This is a genomic window from Cryobacterium mannosilyticum, assembly GCF_004402705.1.
GTDB lineage: Bacteria > Actinomycetota > Actinomycetes > Actinomycetales > Microbacteriaceae > Cryobacterium > Cryobacterium mannosilyticum.
The window spans coordinates 105,873-124,637 of the sequence record NZ_SOFM01000016.1 but is presented as its reverse complement, the minus strand read 5'-3'; the positions used below and the strand labels follow the sequence as shown (position 1 = coordinate 124,637).

The following is an 18,765-nucleotide window of genomic DNA, read 5'->3' as shown; positions in this document are numbered from 1 at the left end:
CTCGTCGAACCTGCCAAAGCCTGTACTGCGGAGACTAGGGCGGGGCGCGGATGCCTGTCAAGGCCGGGCCGGACGCGCAACGACCCGGCGGGGGCGCCTGTGGACTTCAGCCGGTCAGTGCACGTATTCGAGCAGGTCCATGCCGACCGCGCGCATCCCGTCGAGCACGGCGAGCCGGGCCGAGAGCGCCGTGTCGGCGAACGACATCGACACCGCGTAGGTGACGCCGGCGCGCGGCCCGCGGAGAATGCCGACCTCACTGCGCACGCCGGCACCGGTGCCCGTCTTGTTGACCAGCAGCATGCCGTGGTCGCCCTGGCGGTGGGCGAGCGGGTCGAGGCCGAAGGCGCTGGCCACCATGGACAGGTCGTTGCCCAGGGAGAGCCAGCCGATCACCCGTTCACTGGCGGCGGCGTCGACGATCTCGCCGCGGGCGAGCGCCGTGAACAGCCAGGTGAGGTCCTTGGCGCTGCCGACCGAGAGCTGCGGCGCGTGGTCGGGCCCGCGCTCGTCGCGCACGAGGTCGAGCAGGGCCGTGCGGGAGAGGCCGAGCTGTTCGGTGCGGGCGCGCACGGCGTCCAGGCCGACCGCCCGGATGAGCACATTGGCGGCCAGGTTGTCGCCGGTGGCGCCGATCAGGGCGGCGAGGTCGGCCACCGGCAGCGACGGGGCCTGCAGGTGCTGCCAGATGCCCGAGCCGCCGACCGAGTCGAGCGGGGTGCGGTCGAGGATCGTGTAGGCGCCGAAGTCCGCCTCGCGCAGCCGGGCCGCGACCTCGATCAGGAGGAGCACGGTGCCGATCCCGGCGGTGGGCATCACGACATGGTCGTCGACGGAGAACAGCACCCGGCCGGTGGTCAGGTCGGTGGCGCGCGCCGACACCTGCACCCCGTGCACGGCGAGGTCGCCCAGGGCCTGGAAGCCGCGGCCGAAGTTGGCGTTCGCCCCCGCCCCGCCGTGCTTCCCGGGTGTCGCAGAGGCGTGGCGGGACCGTCGCTCTGAGTCCTGGGATGGCTTGACCACCGGATGCGGGTCCTTCCGTGCGCCGGGCCTGCTGGCCCGGCACCACCATAACCCAACGAGGTTGGAGGATTCTTGCGAAGAAGCCCGCTACCAGATGGTGACGCGCTTGTCCGGGGCGAGCCAGAGGGCGTCACCCTCGGCCACGCCGAAGGCGTCGTAGAATTCGTCGATGTTGCTCACGATCTGGTTGCAGCGGAATTCGTTGGGCGAGTGCGGGTCGATCGCGAGCAGCCGGATGGCCTCCTCGTCGCGCATCTTGAGCTGCCAGGCCTGCGCCCAGGAGAGGAAGAAGCGTTGCGCGCCGGTGAAGCCGTCGATCACGGGCGGCTCGGCGCCGGCCAGGGAGATCAGGTAGGCCTTCCACGCGATCGAGAGGCCACCGAGGTCGCCGATGTTCTCGCCGATGGTCAGGGCGCCGTTGACGTGGTGCTCCGGAACCTGCCGGGGGGCCAGGGCGTTGAACTGCTCGATCAGGGAGCTGGTGCGTTCCTCGAACGCGGCGCGGTCATCCTCGGTCCACCAGTCGGTGAGCAACCCGTCGCCGTCGTACTTGGAGCCCTGGTCGTCGAAGCCGTGCCCGATCTCGTGGCCGATCACCGCGCCGATCGCACCGTAGTTGGCCGCCGCATCCCGGTCGGCGTCGAAGAACGGCACCTGCAGGATGGCCGCGGGGAAGACGATCTCATTGAAGCCCGGGTTGTAGTACGCGTTGATGGTCTGCGGGGTCATGAACCACTCGTCGCGGTCGAGCGGGTTGCCGATCTTGCCGAGCTCCCGCTGGAACTCGAACTCGTTGGCCCTGCGCACGTTGGCGATGAGGTCGCCCGCGTCGATGGCCAGCGTCGAATAGTCGCGCCACTTCACCGGGTAGCCGATCTTCGGGGTGAACTTCTCGAGCTTCTCGAGCGCCCGGGAACGGGTCTCCTCGGTCATCCAGCCCAGGTCGGCGATGCTCCGGCGGTAGGCCTCGACGAGGTGGGCGACGAGCACATCCATGCTGGCCTTGGCGCTCGGCTGGAAATGGCGCTCCACGTAGATGCGGCCGACGGCCTCGCCCAGGGCGCCCTCGACCAGCGACACCCCGCGCTTCCAGCGGTCGCGCAGCTGCGGGGTGCCGGTGAGGGTGCGGCCGTAGAAGTCGAAGCTGGCGTCGACGAAGTCGGCCGACAGGTACGCGGCACTCGAACGGATGACCTGCCAGCGCAGCCAGTCCTGCCAGGCGGCGAGCCGGTCCTCAGTGAGCATCTCGGCCAGGCCGGTGACGAAGCTGGGCTGGCGCACGACGACCTCGTCGAACGCCGCGGCCGGGGCGTCGAGCCCCTCGAGCCAGAGCTGCAGGTCGGCCCCGGCGGCGAGCGCGGTCACCTGGCCCCAGGTCTTGAGGTTGTAGGTCTTCTCGCTGTCGCGGGAGCGCACCTTGTCCCAGTGGTGGGTGGCCAGTTCGGTCTCGAGGTCGAAGACGCGGGCGGCCCGGGCGGCGGCGTCCGTGAGGCCGGCGAGGCCGAACATCCGCTCGACGAAGGCCTGGTAGGCCTCCCGGATCGCGCCGGAGGTCTCGTCCCGGTAGTAGGACTCGTCGGGAAGGCCGAGTCCGGCCTGCTCGACGAAGACGAGGTAGCGTTCGGGGTTTCCCGGGTCGTTGTCGACGTAGAGCTGGAATGCGCCGGCCACTCCGGCCCGTTCCAGGCGGCCGAGGGTGCCGAGCAGCACGGGGATGGAGGAGATGCCGTCGACGGTGGCGAGGTCGTCGGCGAGCGGGGTGGCTCCGAGCGCCTCGACCTTCTGCTCGTCGAGGAAGCTGGCGTAGAGGTCACCGAACTTGCGCTCCTCGGTGCCGGGCTGGGCCGTCTGGGCCTCGAGGATGATCTCGCGCACGGCCTTCTCGGACTCCTCGGCCAGGAGGTAGAACGACCCCCAGCGGGCCTTGTCGGAGGGAATTTCGGTGCGATCGATCCACTTGCCGTTCACGTGGCGGAACAGGTCATCCTGTGGACGCACGCCCGGGTCGAGTTCGTCGCGGTCGATTCCGGATGCGGTCCCCTGATCAGTCATGCTCCCAGCCTATTCGCTGCGTCGGCCCGATCCACCTCGCCGAACTGAGAGTTGGGCACCCTCCCCGCCGAAAACGCGCCGAACTCTCAGTTCGGCGAGGGGCCGGCGGCTACTCTGGAGCATCACCATCCTCCGCCCGCAGCCCATCGACCGCGAGATCCTGCGCCTCGCCATTCCCGCCGTCGGCGCTCTCATCGCCGAACCCCTGTTCCTGCTCGCCGATTCGGCGATGGTCGGGCACCTCGGCGCGGTGCCCCTGGCCGGGCTCGGACTGGCCGGCGCGGTGCTGCAGACGATCATCGGCCTGATGGTGTTCCTCGCCTACAGCACGACCCCGGCGGTGGCCCGCTGGCTCGGCGCCGGCGACCGCGGGCGGGCGGTCTCGGTCGGCATCGACGGCCTCTGGCTCGCCCTCGGCCTGGGCGTGCTGCTGGCGACGGCCGGGTGGTTCGCCGCCCCGGCGCTGGTCGGCGCCTTCGGGGCCGAGCCGGCCGTGACGGAGGCCGCCGCGGGCTACCTGGGCCTCTCGATGCTCGGACTCCCGGCCATGCTGCTGGTCTTCGCGGCCACGGGGCTGCTCCGCGGGCTGCAGGACACCCGCACCCCGCTCTGGGTGGCCGGGCTCGGCTTCTCCGCCAACATCCTGCTCAACCTGTGGTTCATCTACGGGCTCGGACTCGGCATCGTGGGCTCGGCGCTCGGCACGGTCGTCGCCCAGTGGGCCATGGTCGCCGTCTACCTCGTCGTCGTGGGGCGCCACGCCCGCCGTGAGGGGGCACGGCTGCGCCCGCACCGCGCGGGCGTGCTGCGCGGGGCGTCGAGCGGCGGCTGGCTCTTCCTGCGCACGGTCAGCCTGCGCGCGGCGATGCTGCTCGCGGTGTTCGTGGCGACCCGGCTCGGCTCACCCGAGCTGGCGGCCTTCCAGATCGCGATGACCCTGTTCGCCACCCTCGCCTTCGCGCTCGACGCGCTGGCCATCGCCGCCCAGGCACTGGTCGGTCGCGGCCTCGGCGCCGGCGACCTGGCCGGCGTGCAGGCCGTGCTCCGGCGCTGCCTGGAGTGGGGCGTGCTCAGCGGCGCGCTCCTCGGACTGCTCGTGATCCTCGGCAGCGGCGGGCTCGGCAGCCTCTTCACGAACGCCGCGGAGGTGGCGTCACTGCTGCCGGCCACACTGGTCGTGCTCGGGCTCTCCGTTCCGCTCGGCGGCGTGGTCTTCGTGCTCGACGGGGTGCTGATCGGCGCGGGCGACGCGCGCTACCTGGCCGTCACGGGCGTCGTGAACCTGGCCGCCTTCGTTCCGCTGGCCGTCGGCGTGCTGGTCTGGGCGCCATCCGGGGCTGCCGGGCTGGCGTGGCTGATGGCCGCCTTCGCCCTCGGCTACCTCGGCGCCCGCGCGGTCACCCTGGGTCTGCGCGCCCGCGCCTCGAGCTGGATGGTCGTCGGGGCGCGCTGAACCGGCCCGGCGAAGATCGGTCTCAGACGACCCAGTCGAACGATTCCTCGAACGTCTCGCTGCCGTCGTCGTCGTCGAACACGTTCGCGACGATATGGGTGAGGAAGACCGCGAACCCGGTGGCGATCTCGGAGAACCGGGCGTTGTCGAAGGGGCCGTACCAGGACACCCGGCACTCCCCCTCCGGATCGAGGTCGAGGCGCGTGGTCGCGGCGCCGTCCTCGTCGGCGAGCACGAGGATGCGCACCGACCGCCAGGGCGGGTTGGCCCCCATGATGCGGCCGAGGTTGAGCCCGTCGGCGGCATGCGCGGAGAGGGCCTGCGACAGCTGCACCGCGACATCCGCCGTGCGCTCGTCGGCCGCCGGAAACCTCAGGTAGGCCGCCCGGTCGCTCGACACGAGCTGGATCGCGTCGGGCTCCCAGGCGAGCCGGCGGTATTCGAGCAGTTCGAGGGCGGAACGCACGAGGTCGGTGAGCAGCCTGCCCGCGTTCTCGGCGTCGACGACGTTGCCGTAGTCCGGGGTGTCACCCTCCCAGACGCCTCGAACGGCGACCCGGGTGGTGGGGATGCCTGGCATGGATTCACTTTCCGGCGGCGAGCGCGGGCGGATGCTCGGCTCGGGACCTCTACTCCCGGTGGGCCGGCTGCCCAGGGGGTACACGTCGATTATGGTCGGCTCCGGCGGCCCGGCGGGCGCGCCCCGGCGACGTTGCGGATCACCGCGCCGCGAATGGCCACGAAACGGCGCGAAGGGTCGACAATGGTGATCTGTCGACGTGGTTCCGCCGGGCCCGAGGCAGGCCGAGTGCCACCGGGAGAGAGAACCATGACGTCACCTGCCCGACCGCTGATTCCCGCGAGCGTGCCACGCCCGCCGCGCGCCACGGCCCCGACCAACGCTTTCACGCGCTGGCTGCTGCAGAACCGAGTTCAGCCGGTGGGACCGGAGAGCAGCGAGGAGACCACGGCCACCCACTCCTGGTGGAAGGTGATGTGTCTGACCGGCGTCGACTATTTCTCGACCCTGTCCTACCTTCCCGGCATCGCGGCCCTGGCGGCCGGCGCCCTCTCTCCGCTGGCGACGCTGTTGATCGTGGCGCTGACCCTGCTCGGCATGCTGCCGATGTACCGGCGGGTGGCCCAGGAGAGCCCGCGCGGCCAGGGCTCGGTGGCGATGCTGGAGCGACTCCTGCCGTTCTGGCGCGGCAAGGTCTTCGTGCTCGTGCTGCTCGGCTTCGTCGCGACGAGCTGGATCATCACGATCACCCTGTCGTCGGCGGATGCCACGGTGCACCTTCTCGAGAACCCGTTCGTACCGGCCTTCCTCCAGGGGCATGCCGTGACCATCACGGTCGTGCTGCTGCTCATCCTCGGCGGGGTCTTCCTGCTCGGCTTCAGCGAGGCGGTCTCGGTCGCGATCCCCCTGGTCGCCCTGTTCCTGCTGCTGAACGGCATCGTGATCGGCGTCGGCCTCTACGACGTCTTCACCGAACCCCGGGCCCTGTCCGACTGGATCGGCGCCCTGTCCGCCCGGGGCACGGGGTTCGGGGACATCGCCGGACCGGCGATCATCGCGTTCCCCCTGCTCGTGCTCGGCCTGTCGGGCTTCGAGACCGGGGTCAGCATGATGCCGCTCGTCGCGGCCGCGGGAAGCACGCCGGAGGAACGGCTGGCGTCCCGCATCCGCAACACCCGCAAGCTGCTCACCGCCGCGGCCGTCATCATGAGCGTCTACCTACTGGCCAGCAGCCTGGTCACCACGGTGCTGATCCCGGCCGCGGCGTTCCAGGACGGCGGGGCGGCCAGCGGGCGCGCCCTCGCCTACCTCGCGCACGAGCGGGTCGGCAACGTGTTCGGCACGGTCTACGACGTGAGCAGCATCCTGATCCTCTGGTTCGCCGGGGCGTCGGCGATGGCGGGGTTGATCAACATCGTCCCGCGCTACCTGCCCTCCTACGGCATGGCCCCCGAGTGGAGCCGCGCGGTGCGGCCGGTCGTGCTCGTCTACACCGGCGTCAGCATCCTGATCACGATCGGTTTCAACGCGGACGTCAACGCGCAGGCCGGGGCCTACGCCACCGGGATCCTGGTGATGATGGTGTCCGGCGCGGTCGCGGTGACCATCTCCGCCGTGCGGCGGCGGCAACGGGGCGCGAGCGTCGCGTTCGGCGTGCTCACCTTCGTGCTCCTCTACGCGCTCGGCGCGAACATCATCGAGAAGCCGGACGGCATCACCATCTCCGCCTTCTTCATCCTCGGGATCGTCACCGTGTCCCTGATCTCGCGGGTGTCCCGCACGACCGAGCTCCGGGTGGAGCAGGTCGAGTTCGACGAGACGGCAAGGCGGTACATCCGGGACTCCCTCGACTACGACGGGGCCCTCAACCTGGTCGCCCACAAGCGGGCGCCCGGCACCCGCGGCGACTATGCACAGAAGGAGCGCGAGCAGCGCGGGATGAACCCGGTGCCGGGTGCGGCCGACCTCCTGTTCCTGGAGATCGAGGTCGTCGACCCGTCCGGCTTCAGCGAGCGGCTGCAGGTGCGCGGGGTCGAGGCCGACGGCTACCGGGTGCTGCGGGCGAAGAGCCCCGCGGCCCCGAACGCCATCGCCGCCATCCTGCTGGCGCTCCGGGACGCTGCCGGCGTGCGGCCGCACGCCTACTTCGAGTGGTCGGAGGGCAACCCGGTAGCCCATCTCGTCCGCTACCTCCTGCTCGGGCAGGGCGACACCGCCCCCGTGGTGCGCGAGATCCTCCGCACCAGCGAGGCCGACCCGGCCCGCCGGCCCGGCATCCACGTCGGCGGCGGCTGAGGCGGGCGGCTGAGGCGGAGGAGCCCGAGCTGCACAAGCCTGCGCCCGCTACGAACGGATGCGGCGGTGCACCGACTGCGGCTTGAGGTACACGTGCAGTCCCTCCAGCCCGAACTCGACGCCGAGGCCGGAGTCGTGGCGGCCCGCGAACGGCGCGGCATGGTTCGACGCGAAGAAGTTGAGCCCGATAGAGCCGGTGTCCACGCGGGCGGCCACCTCGAACGCCAGGTCGACATCCGCCGAGAACACGGTGCCGCCGAGGCCGAAGCCGGTGTTGTTGGCGATCCCCACCGCCTCGTCGAGGGTGTCGTAGCGCAGGATCGACAGCACGGGCCCGAAGATCTCCTCCCTGGCGATCCGCATCCCGGGGGTGACGTCGACGAAGACCGTCGGCTTCACGTAGAAGCCCCGGTCGAACCCGGAGGCGACGTCACCGCCGGTCGTCGCGCGGGCGCCCTCGGCGATCCCCGACCTGATATAGCCGCGCACGGTGTCGCGCTGCGCGGCGGTGGCGCTGGGCCCGAACACGGTCGCCGGGTCCATCGGGTCACCCTGCGGCGCCGCACTGATCGTGGCGGTGACCATGTCGACGAGTTCGTCATAGCGCTCCCGCGGGGCGAGCACGCGGGTGGAGATGTAGCAGGTCTGCCCGGTGTTGCGCATGCAGCTGCGGATGAGCACCTTCGCCATCTCCGCCAGGTCGACGTCGGGCAGCACGAGGGCGGAGGACTTGCCGCCGAGCTCCAGGGTCACCGGCCGGAGCAGTTCGCCGCAGGCCGCGCCGATCGAGCGCCCCACCGGGGTGGAGCCGGTGAACGCCACCTTGTCGATGCCGGGGTGCCGCACGAGGGCGTCGCCCACCGAGCTGTTGCCGGTGACCACGTTGATCACGCCGGCCGGGATCCCGGCGGCCGTGGCGGCATCCGCGATCTGGCGGATGGAAAGCGGCGTCGGTGAGGCCGGCTTGATCACGACGGTGCAGCCGGCCATCAGGGCCGGCGCCAGCTTGGCCACGACGAGGTTGATCGGGAAGTTCCACGGGGCGATCAGCGCACAGACGCCCACCGGGTCCTTCCGCACGACGGTCTCGGCGGAGCCGTCGGGGAATGGGCGGATGTCGGGGGTTTCCAGGTGCGGAGCGAGCGACGCGAAGTAGCGGAAGATCGCGGCCGCGTTCGACGCCGCCCTGGCGGTCTCGGCGACCGGGGACCCGTTCTCCCAGGTGTTGGTGTGCGAGATCGCCTCGGCCCGCTTCTCGACCTCATCGGCCAGTCGCAGCAGGTGGCCGGCCCGCTCGGTGGGTGTCAGGTCGCGCCAGCCGTGGCCGGTGAACGCGTGCCGGGCCGCGCCGACGGCCCGGTCCAGGTCTCCGGCGGATGCGATGGGCACGCTCCCCCAGATCTCCTCGGTGGCCGGGTTGGTCACCGGGGTGCTCCCCGTGCCCTCGGCCGGCGTCCAGGCGCCGTCGATGAAGAGGTCGGCGGTGTGCGTGTAGGGCAGGGTCGCCACGGCCGTCTCCATCAGAGCACCGCCACCTTGAGCAGCGCCTCGGCCCGGTCCAGTTCGACCGTCGCCATCTCGAGCCCGGCGGCCGTGATCAGCTCGGGCAGGATCTCGGTGCGGAGGCGCCGGCAGTAGAAGGACGGGGTCTGGCCGAACCAGCTGGAGGCCAGGGCGATTCCGGCCGGGTTGAAGCGCCACAGCCGGTCGGCGTCGCGCACGAGGGAATCCTCGATCGAGTGCGACTCCGCGCGGGTGTCGTGGCCGTCGATGATGTCGGTCACCCGGGTGATGAACGCGTCGTCGTAGCCGAGGCCCGGCAGCACCTCCCTGGCGATCTCACAGCCCTTGATCTCGTGTTCGAACCGGATCTGCGCCTGCCGCCAGTTCGCGCCGAACCCTTCGGAGATGATCTTGGTCTCGTCGACGCGCGCCCAGCCGGTGTCGTGCAGCAGGATCGCCACCCGCACGACGAGGGAGTCCGCCTCCGGGTAGGCCTCGCAGAGCCGCTCCGCGAAGGCGAACGAGATCGGGATATGGATGTCGTTGCCGCGCGTGCGCATCTCCGGTTCGACGGCCCGCCAGAGCGGGTCGAGGTCGGTCGGGGCGTCGCCGGCGACGTCGATGGGTGAGGTGTCGACGGGGTGTTCGGTCTGCAGAGTCATGGCGATCTCGCTTTCTGGGGTGGCCGGCGCCGGGGCGCACACGGGAAGGGGCCTACGCGGCCGGGGAAGGAACGGGAAGGAGCACGTCGGTGACGGACTTCTTGAGCGGGACCGAGCTGTCGGCCGCCAGCGCGGCGGGGACCGACTGGCCCTTGTGCAGGGCGTTGCGCACGGCCATGAAGTCGAGTGGGCTGTTGACGCAGTCGGCGGCGATCAGGATGCCGTCCCGGTAGTAGAGCAGGGAGAACTTCTCCGAGTCTGGGTCACCGCGGAGCACGACCTGGTCGTGCTCTCCGGAGAGGCCGGCGATCTGTAGTTTGAGGTCGGCCTGGTCCGACCAGAACCAGGGCACCGTCTTGTGCTCGGCAGCCTGGCCGAGCAGGGTGGCCGCCGCGACTTTGGCCTGTTCGACGGCGTTCTGCACGCTCTCCAGCCGCAGTCGGCCCTGGCCGAAGTCCGCGATCGACGGGTTCGGCATGTTCGCACAGTCGCCGGCGGCCACGGTGAGCCCGTCCGAGGCGAGCGCGTGAGTGTCGACGACGATTCCGTTGTCGACCTGCAGTCCGAGCTGCCCGGCGAGTTCGGTGCGCGGGATGACGCCGACGCCGATCAGCACGACCTCGGCCGGCACGACGGTTCCGTCGCCGAGTTCGACCCCGGTGACCCGGTCGTGCTCTCCGGTGAAGCGCACGACCTTCGCGTTGAGGACCACCCGGGTGCCCCGCCGCCGGTGCGCCTGGAGGTAGAACTCGCTGGTCTGCTCGCAGACGGCCCGGCCGATCAGCCGTGGGGCGGCTTCGAGCACGGTCACGTACTTGCCGGCCGCGCGGGCCCCGGCGGCGACCTCCAGCCCGATGAACCCGCCACCGACCACGACGACGTTCGTCGCCTGGTGCAGCTGCTGCTCGAGCACCGTCGCCTCGGTGGCGGTGCGGAGGTAGCTGACGCCCTCCAGCTCAGAACCCTCGAAGGGGATCGTGCGCGGCACGGCGCCCGTGGCCAGGGCGAGGCGGGCGAACGGGAAGGTGCGCCCCGACTCGGCCACGGCCACGCCGCCCGTCTCGTCCCGGGTGATCGTGACGATCCGCTCCCGGGTGACGAGTTCGATGTCGTGCTCCCGGTAGAAGTCGTGCGTGCGGAAGGCCAGGGAGTCGGCGGTGGCCTCGCCCTTGAGGAAGGCCTTCGACAGCGGGGGCCGCTGGTAGGGAGCGTGCGGTTCCTCGCCGACCAGCGTGATGGGTTCGGTGTCGCCCAGCTCGCGCAGGGTGGAGGCGATCTGCACACCCGCCTGGCAGTTGCCGACGATGAGGGTGCCCGTGCGGGGCTGCGCTGGAGTGGGCATGTCGCTCAGACCTGGGTCTCGGGGGTCTGCACGTGCACGGCCACGTCATCCGTCAGCTTGAGCTGGCAGGACAGCCGGGAACTCTCTTCCCGGTCGACGGCCGTGCCGTCGAGCATGTCGTCCTCGAGGTCGGCCCGGGGCGGGAAAAGTCCCGCGCTGTCGGCGCAGACGAAGACGTGGCAGGTGGCGCAGGACAGGCTGCCGCCGCACTCGGCGACGATGCCGGGGACGCCGTTGCGCACCGCGGTCTCCATGACGGAGTCGCCCGCGAATCCGTTGACGATGGTCTCGCTGCCGTCGTAGGCGACGTAGGTTACGGTTGGCATTTCTCGGGTCTCCTTGTTCGAACTCGTTAGATGAACTGCCGGCCGCCGTCGACCACGAGGGTCTGGCCGGTGATGTAGTTGCTGCCGGGGCCGGCCAGGAAGAGCGCCGCTCCGACGATGTCGCCCGGCTCGCTGGCCCGTTTGAGGGCGCCGCGGTCCACTCCGTACTGCTCGGCCCCGTCGATCAGCCCGTAGCTGGCCTCGGTGAGGGTGAAGCCCGGTGCGATCGCGTTCACCGTGATGTTCCGGTCGCCGAGCTCCTTGGCGAGCACCCGGGTGAGTGCGATCACCCCGCCCTTCGACGCCACGTAGTGCGCCCACTGGGCCGAGCCGCTCATCACGGTGGCTGAGGAGAGGTTGATCACCTTTCCGCCGTCGGGCAGGTACGGCGAGCAGGCGCGAGTGACCAGCCACGGACCCTTGAGGTTGACGGCCATCACCCGGTCCCATTCGTCGGGGTCGAGTTCGGTGAACGGGGCCCGCGTGACGGTGGCGTAGATCGCGGCGTTGTTGATGACCACGTCGATCTTGCCTTCGCCGCCGTGGTCGCGGCTGAAGGACGCGGCGGTCATCGACATTGCGGTTGCCGAGTCGAGGGCGGTGACGTTGACGCCGACGGCCAGGGCCGTGCCGCCGGAGGCCGCGATCAGCGACACGGTCTCCCGGCAGCCGTCGAGGTTGACGTCGGCGACGACCACCCGGTCACCCTGGGCCGCGAAGCCCAGGGCGAAGGCACGGCCCAGACCGCCGGCGGCGCCGGTGATCAGCACCGTTCTGGGGGAGGTCGGGGCCGTGCCGGCCTCAGGCATGGCTGCTTTCCAGAGCGGCGTCGAGCTGGACCGCGGCGGCCGGCGCCAGGCTGAGGTCGTGATCGTGGTCTTCCACGATCGTGACCGTGCCGTTGTTGCCGTCGACCCGCAGCCACTGCCCGGTCCTGATCTGGGAGGAGGCGGTGCCGGTCCCGGTGACGGCGGGCATCCCGTATTCCCGGCAGACGATGGCCGCGTGGCTCATCATGCCGCCGATGTCGGTGACGGTGGCGCGGATCTTGCCGAAGATCGGCCCCCACGACGGCGCGGTGACGGGTGCGACGAGGATGTCGCCGTCCTGCACCTCGGAGAGCTGGTCGGAGCTGCTGATCACCCGGGCCGGGCCCTCGGCCACGCCGCTGGAGGCGGCCATTCCGCGGAATTCGCCTTCCGGAGCATCCGAGTCGCCCAGCCAGTTCCTGATCTGGTCGCTCGTGATGCCCCAGAGCATGAGGGTGAAGGGCTCGGTGATCACGGCGGGCGGCGTGTTGAGGGCCGGCTGCGGGCGCTCCTTCGACAGCGCGTCGACGATGACCGTGCGGCGGGCGACCTCGGCCGGCCAGTAGTCGGGGCCGATGGCGGGGGCGCCGACGCCCCAGCCGGTGACGTAGTCGAACAGCGCCTCGCGCACCTCGTCGCGGCGCAGGTAGAACATGCCGTTCTCCTCCGGCCAGAAGCCCTGGCCCTGCAGCATTTTCGAGAGCTGCCTGGCCTTGCGCCAGAACACGCCCATGGTCCAGTGCTCGATGTAGAAGTTGTGGTTCTCGACGTAGGGGTAGACCTGGCGGGCCAGGCCGAGCTTGCCCTGGAAAGCGGCGAGCTGCTCGGGGCTGAGCAGCTCCGAGTACTCCTCGGTGATCCGGTCGCGCTCGGCGACGAGCTCCTCGACCGGGCGGTCGATATTGTGGCCGGTCTGCACCCGCACTATGTAATCCTTGATGTACCCGAGCGGCAGCTCGAGGTGGTCCATCCAGTACTTGTCGTGCGCGTAGAAGCCGTTGCCGACCGTGAAGTTGAACCACGGGTCCCTGGCCTCGTCCCATGCTGCCAGCCAGGTGTCGCCGCCGGCCGCGGCCGCGATGCGGGCGAGCGTCGCGTCGGGGTTCTCGGTGTCGCCGAAGTGGTCGGCGAGGCCGAGTTCGACGGCGAGCTTGGCGAGCTTCTTGAGTTCGTCGTCCGGACGGAAGAGTTCCATGTCCACGCCCTGCACCATTTTGGCGACGGCCTGGTCGGGGATGCCGGGGAAGACCTCCTTGCAGAAGGTGAAAAAGTCGAGGTAGGCGACATAGCCGAGGTTGAGGAACTCGAAGTGGTACTGCCAGGCCCGGTAGGTGAGCGCGATCAGCTTGTCGAAGTTGCCGAGCAGCTCGTTGTTGGGGCCGGTGCCCTTGCCGCTGAGCACGTCCTCGACCGGGACCGCGTCGGGCAGCGCTTCGAAGGAGAGTTCGTTGAGCTCGTCGATGGTGCCGCGGATCTTGCCCTGCCACTGTTCGAGCAGGGTGTCCCAGTTTTGGAAGTAGTGGCCGGCCCGTTCCATGAACTGCGGCACCCGGGCGGCGATCTCTGCCTCCGGCACGCCGACCGGCGACATGAACACGTAGCCGTTGTGGATGCGGAACTCGATGCCGTTGGCCGGCGGGATCAGCAGGTGGCGCGAGTTGTACTGGCCCAGGCAGGAGACGGCGAATTCGAAACCGATGGTCTCGAACGGCTTCGTCACCGTCGGCCAGTGCTGGCTGTCGCAGAACCAGAATTTGGCTTCCTCGACCTCACGCCGGTTGTCCTGGAAGACCAGGTTGTAGGCGTAGAGGTCCTTCCACCCCTCGGCGGCGGCGGCGGGCGTCTGGTCGTAGGGGCTGGGGAATGACTTCTCTGTCATGGTTCAACCGTTCTGTGGTGGGGGGAGGTGCGGGTGAGGTGAGTTGGAGTGAAGTGAAGTGAAGTGAAGTGGATACCGGCCGGTTCCGAGCGGGTCGGCTGCCCGCCGGGTCAGGCCTTGCCGGCCTGGCTCATCAGTGACTTGGTGATGCTCTCGATGCCGAACCCGGTTGAGGTGACCGGGATGGAACCCGTTGCCGTTGACGAGAACACGGTCTCGGGGCGGGACTGCAGCAACAGCAGGTTCTCCCCGTCGGGCAGGTCCCGGTCCAGCGCCCACTCGATGTCCTGCGGGCACTTGAAGTGCTTCTCGGCCTTCTTGGCGATCGTGGCGATGGCGGTGATCTCGGTGTCGCTGATGCAGAGCCGATTGCGCCGCTCCTCGGAGACCTCGAGTTCGACCAGCGACCTGCTTTCGAGGTCGGGAACCAGCTCGGCGTGCTTGTCGCCGATCGTGTGCTTGACGACCATCAGCATGACCTTGTCGACCGTGATGTTGTCGGGGGTGACCTGTCCGGAGACCACGAGTTCGCCGAGGCCGTACGCCGCCTCCATCACGATCTTGGACCGGTCGCCGTTGTGCGGGTCCATCGTGATGGCGACCCCGGCGACCCGGGCGTTCACCATCTTCTGCACCGCGACGGCCATCGAGAGTCCCTCATCGGGGATGTTGTTCTTCAGCCGGTAGATGATGGCGCGCGAGGTGTAGAGCGAAGCCCAGCAGGCCCGGATGTGCTCGGTGACGTCCTTGACGCCGGTCAGCCACAGGTAGGTGTCCTGCTGGCCGGCGAAGCTGGCATCCGGCAGGTCCTCGGCCGTGGCGGAGGAGCGCACGGCCACCGGGACCGGGGAGGCGAACCTGGCCTGGAGCGCGTTGTAGGCGTCGATCGTGATGGCGTGCAGTTCGGCGGGCACGGGGCGGGAGGTGATCTCCGACCGGAGCTGGGCCGAGACGCGGTCGACCTCGGCGATGTCGTTCGGGTCGAGGCCGGCCAGCAGCGCGTGGATGTCGGCCTCGATGCCGGCCTCGTGGATGAAGGCGTCGTAGGCGGCAGTGGTGATGGCGAACCCGGGAGGCACCGGCATTCCCGCGGCCGTCAGGGCGACGAGGGACGCGCACTTGCCGCCGAGAAGCTCGTGCCGGGGGGCCGCGCCGTCGTCGAAGAATTGGATGAAGGGTGCGTGGGTCATGACGGGACCTCCCAGGTGACGGGCACCGACGTCGGCGCCCTGAACGACAGGTTTTCGCCGAAGGTGATTGCCTCCGGGTTGACGATGCGCAGGTTCGGGACCGCCTTGAGGGTTTCCTCGAGCACGATCTTGTCCTGCATCTTGGCGAGCATGTTGCCGAGGCAGTAGTGGATGCCGAAGCCGAATGACAGGTGGGTGCGGGCGTTCTCCCGGCTCAGGTCGAACACCTCCGGCTCCTCGAAGACACCGGGGTCGCGGTTGGCCGCGCCCATCAGGAGCAGGATGTCCGCGCCCTTCGGAATCGGAGTGCCGGCGATCTCGGTGTCCCTCAGCGCCTTCCGGCGCCAGCCGACGATCGACGGGCTGTACCGCAGGGTTTCGTCGATCGCGGCCGGGATCCGGCTGGGGTCGGCGACAAGCGTCTGCCACTGGTCGGGGTGGCTGAGCAGCACCCGGATGGTGTTGGAGATCAGCGTGGTGGTGGTCTCGTGGCCGGCGAAGAGCAGGCTGTAGCAGACCGAGGCGATCTCATGGTCGGAGATCTCGGCGCCGGCATCCTGCGCCTTGACCAGGTCGGCGACGAGGTTGTCGCCGCCGTGGGCGTGGGCGTCGGAGACCAGGCGCAGGCACTCGTTCCAGTAGTCGACCAGGTTGTGCGCGTGCGGGATCTGCTCCTCGTCGCTGAGGTCGCCCCAGGTCATCGCGGCACGGGAGTCCGACCATTTCTTGTAGGTGGGCACCATTTCCGGGCCGACGCCGAGCAGGCCGAGGATGGTGATGGTGGGGATGTCGACCGCGACGTCGGTGAGGAAGTCGCCGGTCGCATCCGGGTGGGCCAGCATCTGCCGCAGCAGCCTGGCGGTGTTCTCGCGGATCGTGGGCTCCAGCGCCTTGTACCGGCGCGGGGTGAACTCCTTCTGCACGATCGTGCGCATGCGGGTGTGCTCCGGCGGGATGCGCGCGGACAGCCCGGAGTAGGCGGTGAATCCGCCGTCGTTCATGATCTTGACGGCCGCGGCGCTTCGCTTGCGCACCGGGGCCTGCGCGTTCTCACTGCTGAAGGTCTGCCAGTCATCGAAGACGGCCTTGACGTCGTCGTAGCGGCTGACGATGTAGTACCCGATCCGCTCGTCGAACATGACCGGCTGTTCGGCGCGGAGTTCGTCGTAGGCCGGGAACGGGTCGTTCATGTTGAACGGTTCATAGCCGTGGTGGTCGGCCGGGGCCACGCTGGACTTCGAGCGGTGGTCGACCGGGCACTGGTCTGCCGCTTCGGCGGGGGCCGTCGACGAATCTGTCTGAGCGTTCACGTGATGCTCCTTGGTCTGGTCCACAACATCGTGGAACTGCGTCCATCTAATGCCGCCGATCCTGAGAAGCCCTCGGACCGTCCCACTGGATGGAAGTGAATCAGGGTTGCGGCTGCGTGCGCGCCCGCGTGGCCGGCCGGAGCGCCGACGGGGGAAGGTGGGCGATCCCTGCCTGGATCCGCTGCGCGGTGCCAAGCAGGATCGGCAGGTTACGCTCGAGCTGGTGGGCCCGGGTGATCGGCAGCACGATCCCCAGGCCGCCGAAGATGTGACCGTCGGCCTGGAACACGGGCACCGCCAGGGAGCAGGAGCCCAGCCGCACCTCCTCGGAGGCCAGCGCGAACCCCTGGCCGCGGATCTTCTCGAGTTCGCGGCGGAGCTGGTCGGGATCGGTCTTGGTGAAGGCCGTGCGCTTCACCAGCGTGCCGGCGAGAACGGCGTCGCGCACCCAGTCGTCTTCGAACGCGAGGATGGCCCGGCCGACGGCGGTGGCGTGCATGGGGAGCCGCCCGCCCACCCTCGACGCCTGCGGCACCCGCCGGGTGCCGTAGACCCGGTCGATGTAGAGCACGTCGGCGCCGTCCCGGATGGCGAAATGGGCGGTCTCCTGGGTGAGGCCGAAGAGGTCCTGCAGAAACGGCCGCACCACGTCGCGCAGCTGCCTGCCGGCGTGCTGGCCCAGCTCCCAGAGCCGGAGGCCGATCTGGTACCGGCCCCGGGCATCCCGCTGCACCGCTCCCCACTCCTCGAGCTCGCCGAGCAGCCGGTGAGCCGTGCTCTGCGGCAACCCGCTCTCGGCCGCGATCTCCGACAGCGACCTCGCCGAGGGGCTGAGCTCGAAGACGGCGAGGATGCTCAGCACGCGCCCGGTGACCGACTGCCCCGGAGCCGATGTCCGACCTGCCACGATGCCCCTTCGACTGCCCTCGGTGGTTCCCCGCACGCCGGAGCGTCGATGGAACCAACCGCATTCACATCGACGCTGATCAGGACAATTCTATCGCGTCAACCGAGGCGACCGCCTGGTCCAGGGCGGCGAGGGAGAGCGCGACGTCGTCGGCATCCGTTGACCAGTTGCTCACCGAGATGCGCAGCACGTCCCGGCCGTGCCAGCGCGACCCGGACATCCAGGCGACGCCGCCGGCGAGCAGCGCCGCGGTGACCCGGCGGGTGCGTTCGTCGTCGCCGAAGCTGACGCTCACCTGGGTGAACACCACGTCGTTCAGCACCTCGGCGCCGGGGAGGCGGGCGATCCCCGCGGCGAGCTCGGCCGCCCGGTCGGCCAGCCGCTCCACGAGGGCGATGGTGCCGGCCCGGCCGAGTGACCGCAGCGCGGCCCACACGGTGACGCCGCGGGCGCGACGCGAGAGCTCGGGCACCTTGTCGAAAGGGTCGCCCGGGCCGGAGCTGTCGGTGATGAGATAGCTGGTGTGCACGCCGAAGGCCGCACGCACGACGTCGGGCCTGGCCACGATCGCCATGCCGCAGTCGTAGGGCACGTTGAGCGTCTTGTGCCCGTCGGTCGCCCACGAGTCGGCCAGGTCGAGGCCGGCCAGGGCCTCCCGGTAGCGCGGGCTGGCCGCCGCCCAGAGGCCGAAGGCGCCGTCGACGTGCACCCAGGCCCCGCGTTCGTGTGCCACGGCGATCGTCTCCTGCATCGGGTCGAAGGCGCCGGAGTGCAGGTTGCCGGCCTGCAGGCAGACGATGGCCGGGCCGGCCGGGTCTCCGCCGGAGTCCATGGCGGCGGCCAGGGCGTCCGGCCGGATGCGGCCCTGGTCGTCGGCGTCGACGAGGATGGGCGCGCCGAGGCCGAGGTAGCGCAGCACCAGGTCGATGACGTCGTGCCGCTCAGCGCCCGCGAACACCCGGATGCGCGGCGCCCCGAAGAGCCCGAGGCCGGCGAGGTCCCAGCCGACCCGGTCCAGCACGGCCTTCCGGCCCGCGGCGACACCGACGAAGTTGGCGGTGGTCCCGCCCGTGGTGAAGCCCACGTCGGCACCCGGCGGCAGGTGCAGCAGGTCGAGCAGCCACCCGGCGGCCGCCTCCTCCGCCGCGGCGACGGCGGGGGTGGCGAACCGCATGCCCGCGTTCTGGTCCCACGCGCTGACCAGCCAGTCGGCCGCCAGGGCCGCCGGGAGCGTTCCCCCGATCACCCAGCCGAAGAAGCGGCCGGAGGGCATCGCCATCAGGCCGGGTTCGGCCAGGCGCGCGAGTTCGTCGATCACCTCGGCCGGGTCGGTGGCCTGCTCCGGCAGCGGTGCGGCGAATCCGGCACGCAGGTCGTCGGCATTCACGGACGGGCCCACCGGGCGGGACGGAACGGACGCGAGCCACTCCATGGTGTGCGCTCTCGCCCGTTGCAAAGCCTCATCGAAGGCGTCAGGCTGGGCCGACATGGCGC

General features: G+C 70.2%; 15 protein-coding genes. 2 read left to right on the top strand and 13 right to left on the bottom strand.

Going from position 1 to position 18,765, the window contains the following annotated elements:
- Positions 1-114 precede the first annotated feature (114 nt).
- Positions 115-1,023, bottom strand: coding sequence for a serine hydrolase (locus E3O32_RS06470; RefSeq protein ID WP_134507774.1), 909 nt, complete (start codon positions 1,021-1,023; stop codon positions 115-117).
- Positions 1,024-1,110: 87 nt separating this feature from the next.
- Entirely contained in the window at positions 1,111-3,075 is a 1,965-nt protein-coding gene (locus E3O32_RS06465) for a M13 family metallopeptidase (protein ID WP_134507772.1), read from the bottom strand.
- On the opposite strand from E3O32_RS06465, the gene E3O32_RS06460 reads away from it, so the two are divergent.
- Complete coding sequence (locus E3O32_RS06460; protein WP_134507770.1) at positions 3,074-4,528, top strand: MATE family efflux transporter; 1,455 nt, start codon at positions 3,074-3,076, stop codon at positions 4,526-4,528. The genes E3O32_RS06465 and E3O32_RS06460 overlap by 2 nt on opposite strands.
- A gap of 22 nt (positions 4,529-4,550) precedes the next feature.
- Here the strand turns inward: E3O32_RS06460 and E3O32_RS06455 are convergent, their stop codons facing one another.
- Positions 4,551-5,108, bottom strand: coding sequence for a hypothetical protein (locus tag E3O32_RS06455; protein WP_134507768.1), 558 nt, complete (start codon positions 5,106-5,108; stop codon positions 4,551-4,553).
- 249 nt (positions 5,109-5,357) lie between these two features.
- On the opposite strand from E3O32_RS06455, the gene E3O32_RS06450 reads away from it, so the two are divergent.
- Positions 5,358-7,343 carry an APC family permease gene (locus tag E3O32_RS06450; RefSeq protein ID WP_134507766.1) on the top strand — a complete coding sequence of 662 codons (1,986 nt, stop codon included), beginning with the start codon at positions 5,358-5,360 and terminating at the stop codon, positions 7,341-7,343.
- 48 nt (positions 7,344-7,391) lie between these two features.
- Here the strand turns inward: E3O32_RS06450 and E3O32_RS06445 are convergent, their stop codons facing one another.
- From E3O32_RS06445 to E3O32_RS06400, 10 genes are all read right to left on the bottom strand, one after another.
- Positions 7,392-8,852, bottom strand: coding sequence for an aldehyde dehydrogenase family protein (locus tag E3O32_RS06445; RefSeq protein WP_241974653.1), 1,461 nt, complete (start codon positions 8,850-8,852; stop codon positions 7,392-7,394).
- An 11-nt stretch (positions 8,853-8,863) separates the two neighbouring features.
- On the bottom strand, positions 8,864-9,508 hold the full coding sequence (locus tag E3O32_RS06440; RefSeq protein ID WP_134507762.1) for an HD domain-containing protein: 645 nt from the start codon (positions 9,506-9,508) through the stop codon (positions 8,864-8,866).
- Between the two features lie 52 nt (positions 9,509-9,560).
- Positions 9,561-10,850, bottom strand: coding sequence for an NAD(P)/FAD-dependent oxidoreductase (locus E3O32_RS06435; RefSeq protein ID WP_134507760.1), 1,290 nt, complete (start codon positions 10,848-10,850; stop codon positions 9,561-9,563).
- A 5-nt stretch (positions 10,851-10,855) separates the two neighbouring features.
- The gene (locus E3O32_RS06430; protein ID WP_134507758.1) at positions 10,856-11,176 is read right to left on the bottom strand and encodes a 2Fe-2S iron-sulfur cluster-binding protein; all 321 of its coding nucleotides are present in this window, start codon (positions 11,174-11,176) and stop codon (positions 10,856-10,858) included.
- Positions 11,177-11,202: 26 nt separating this feature from the next.
- A complete protein-coding gene (locus tag E3O32_RS06425) occupies positions 11,203-11,985 on the bottom strand; it encodes an SDR family NAD(P)-dependent oxidoreductase (protein WP_134507756.1) in 783 nt (260 codons plus the stop codon).
- Positions 11,978-13,864 (bottom strand): PEP-utilizing enzyme, encoded by a 1,887-nt coding sequence (locus tag E3O32_RS06420; protein ID WP_134507754.1) that lies wholly within the window; start codon positions 13,862-13,864, stop codon positions 11,978-11,980. Before E3O32_RS06420 ends, E3O32_RS06425 begins: the two co-directional genes overlap by 8 nt.
- 110 nt (positions 13,865-13,974) lie before the next feature.
- On the bottom strand, positions 13,975-15,054 hold the full coding sequence (locus E3O32_RS06415) for a PEP/pyruvate-binding domain-containing protein (RefSeq protein ID WP_134507752.1): 1,080 nt from the start codon (positions 15,052-15,054) through the stop codon (positions 13,975-13,977).
- Complete coding sequence (locus tag E3O32_RS06410; RefSeq protein WP_241974651.1) at positions 15,051-16,364, bottom strand: cytochrome P450; 1,314 nt, start codon at positions 16,362-16,364, stop codon at positions 15,051-15,053. Before E3O32_RS06410 ends, E3O32_RS06415 begins: the two co-directional genes overlap by 4 nt.
- 100 nt (positions 16,365-16,464) lie before the next feature.
- Entirely contained in the window at positions 16,465-17,271 is an 807-nt protein-coding gene (locus tag E3O32_RS06405) for an IclR family transcriptional regulator (RefSeq protein WP_134507750.1), read from the bottom strand.
- Between the two features lie 79 nt (positions 17,272-17,350).
- Complete coding sequence (locus E3O32_RS06400) at positions 17,351-18,760, bottom strand: pyridoxal phosphate-dependent decarboxylase family protein (protein ID WP_134507748.1); 1,410 nt, start codon at positions 18,758-18,760, stop codon at positions 17,351-17,353.
- Between the last annotated feature and the right edge of the window lie 5 nt (positions 18,761-18,765).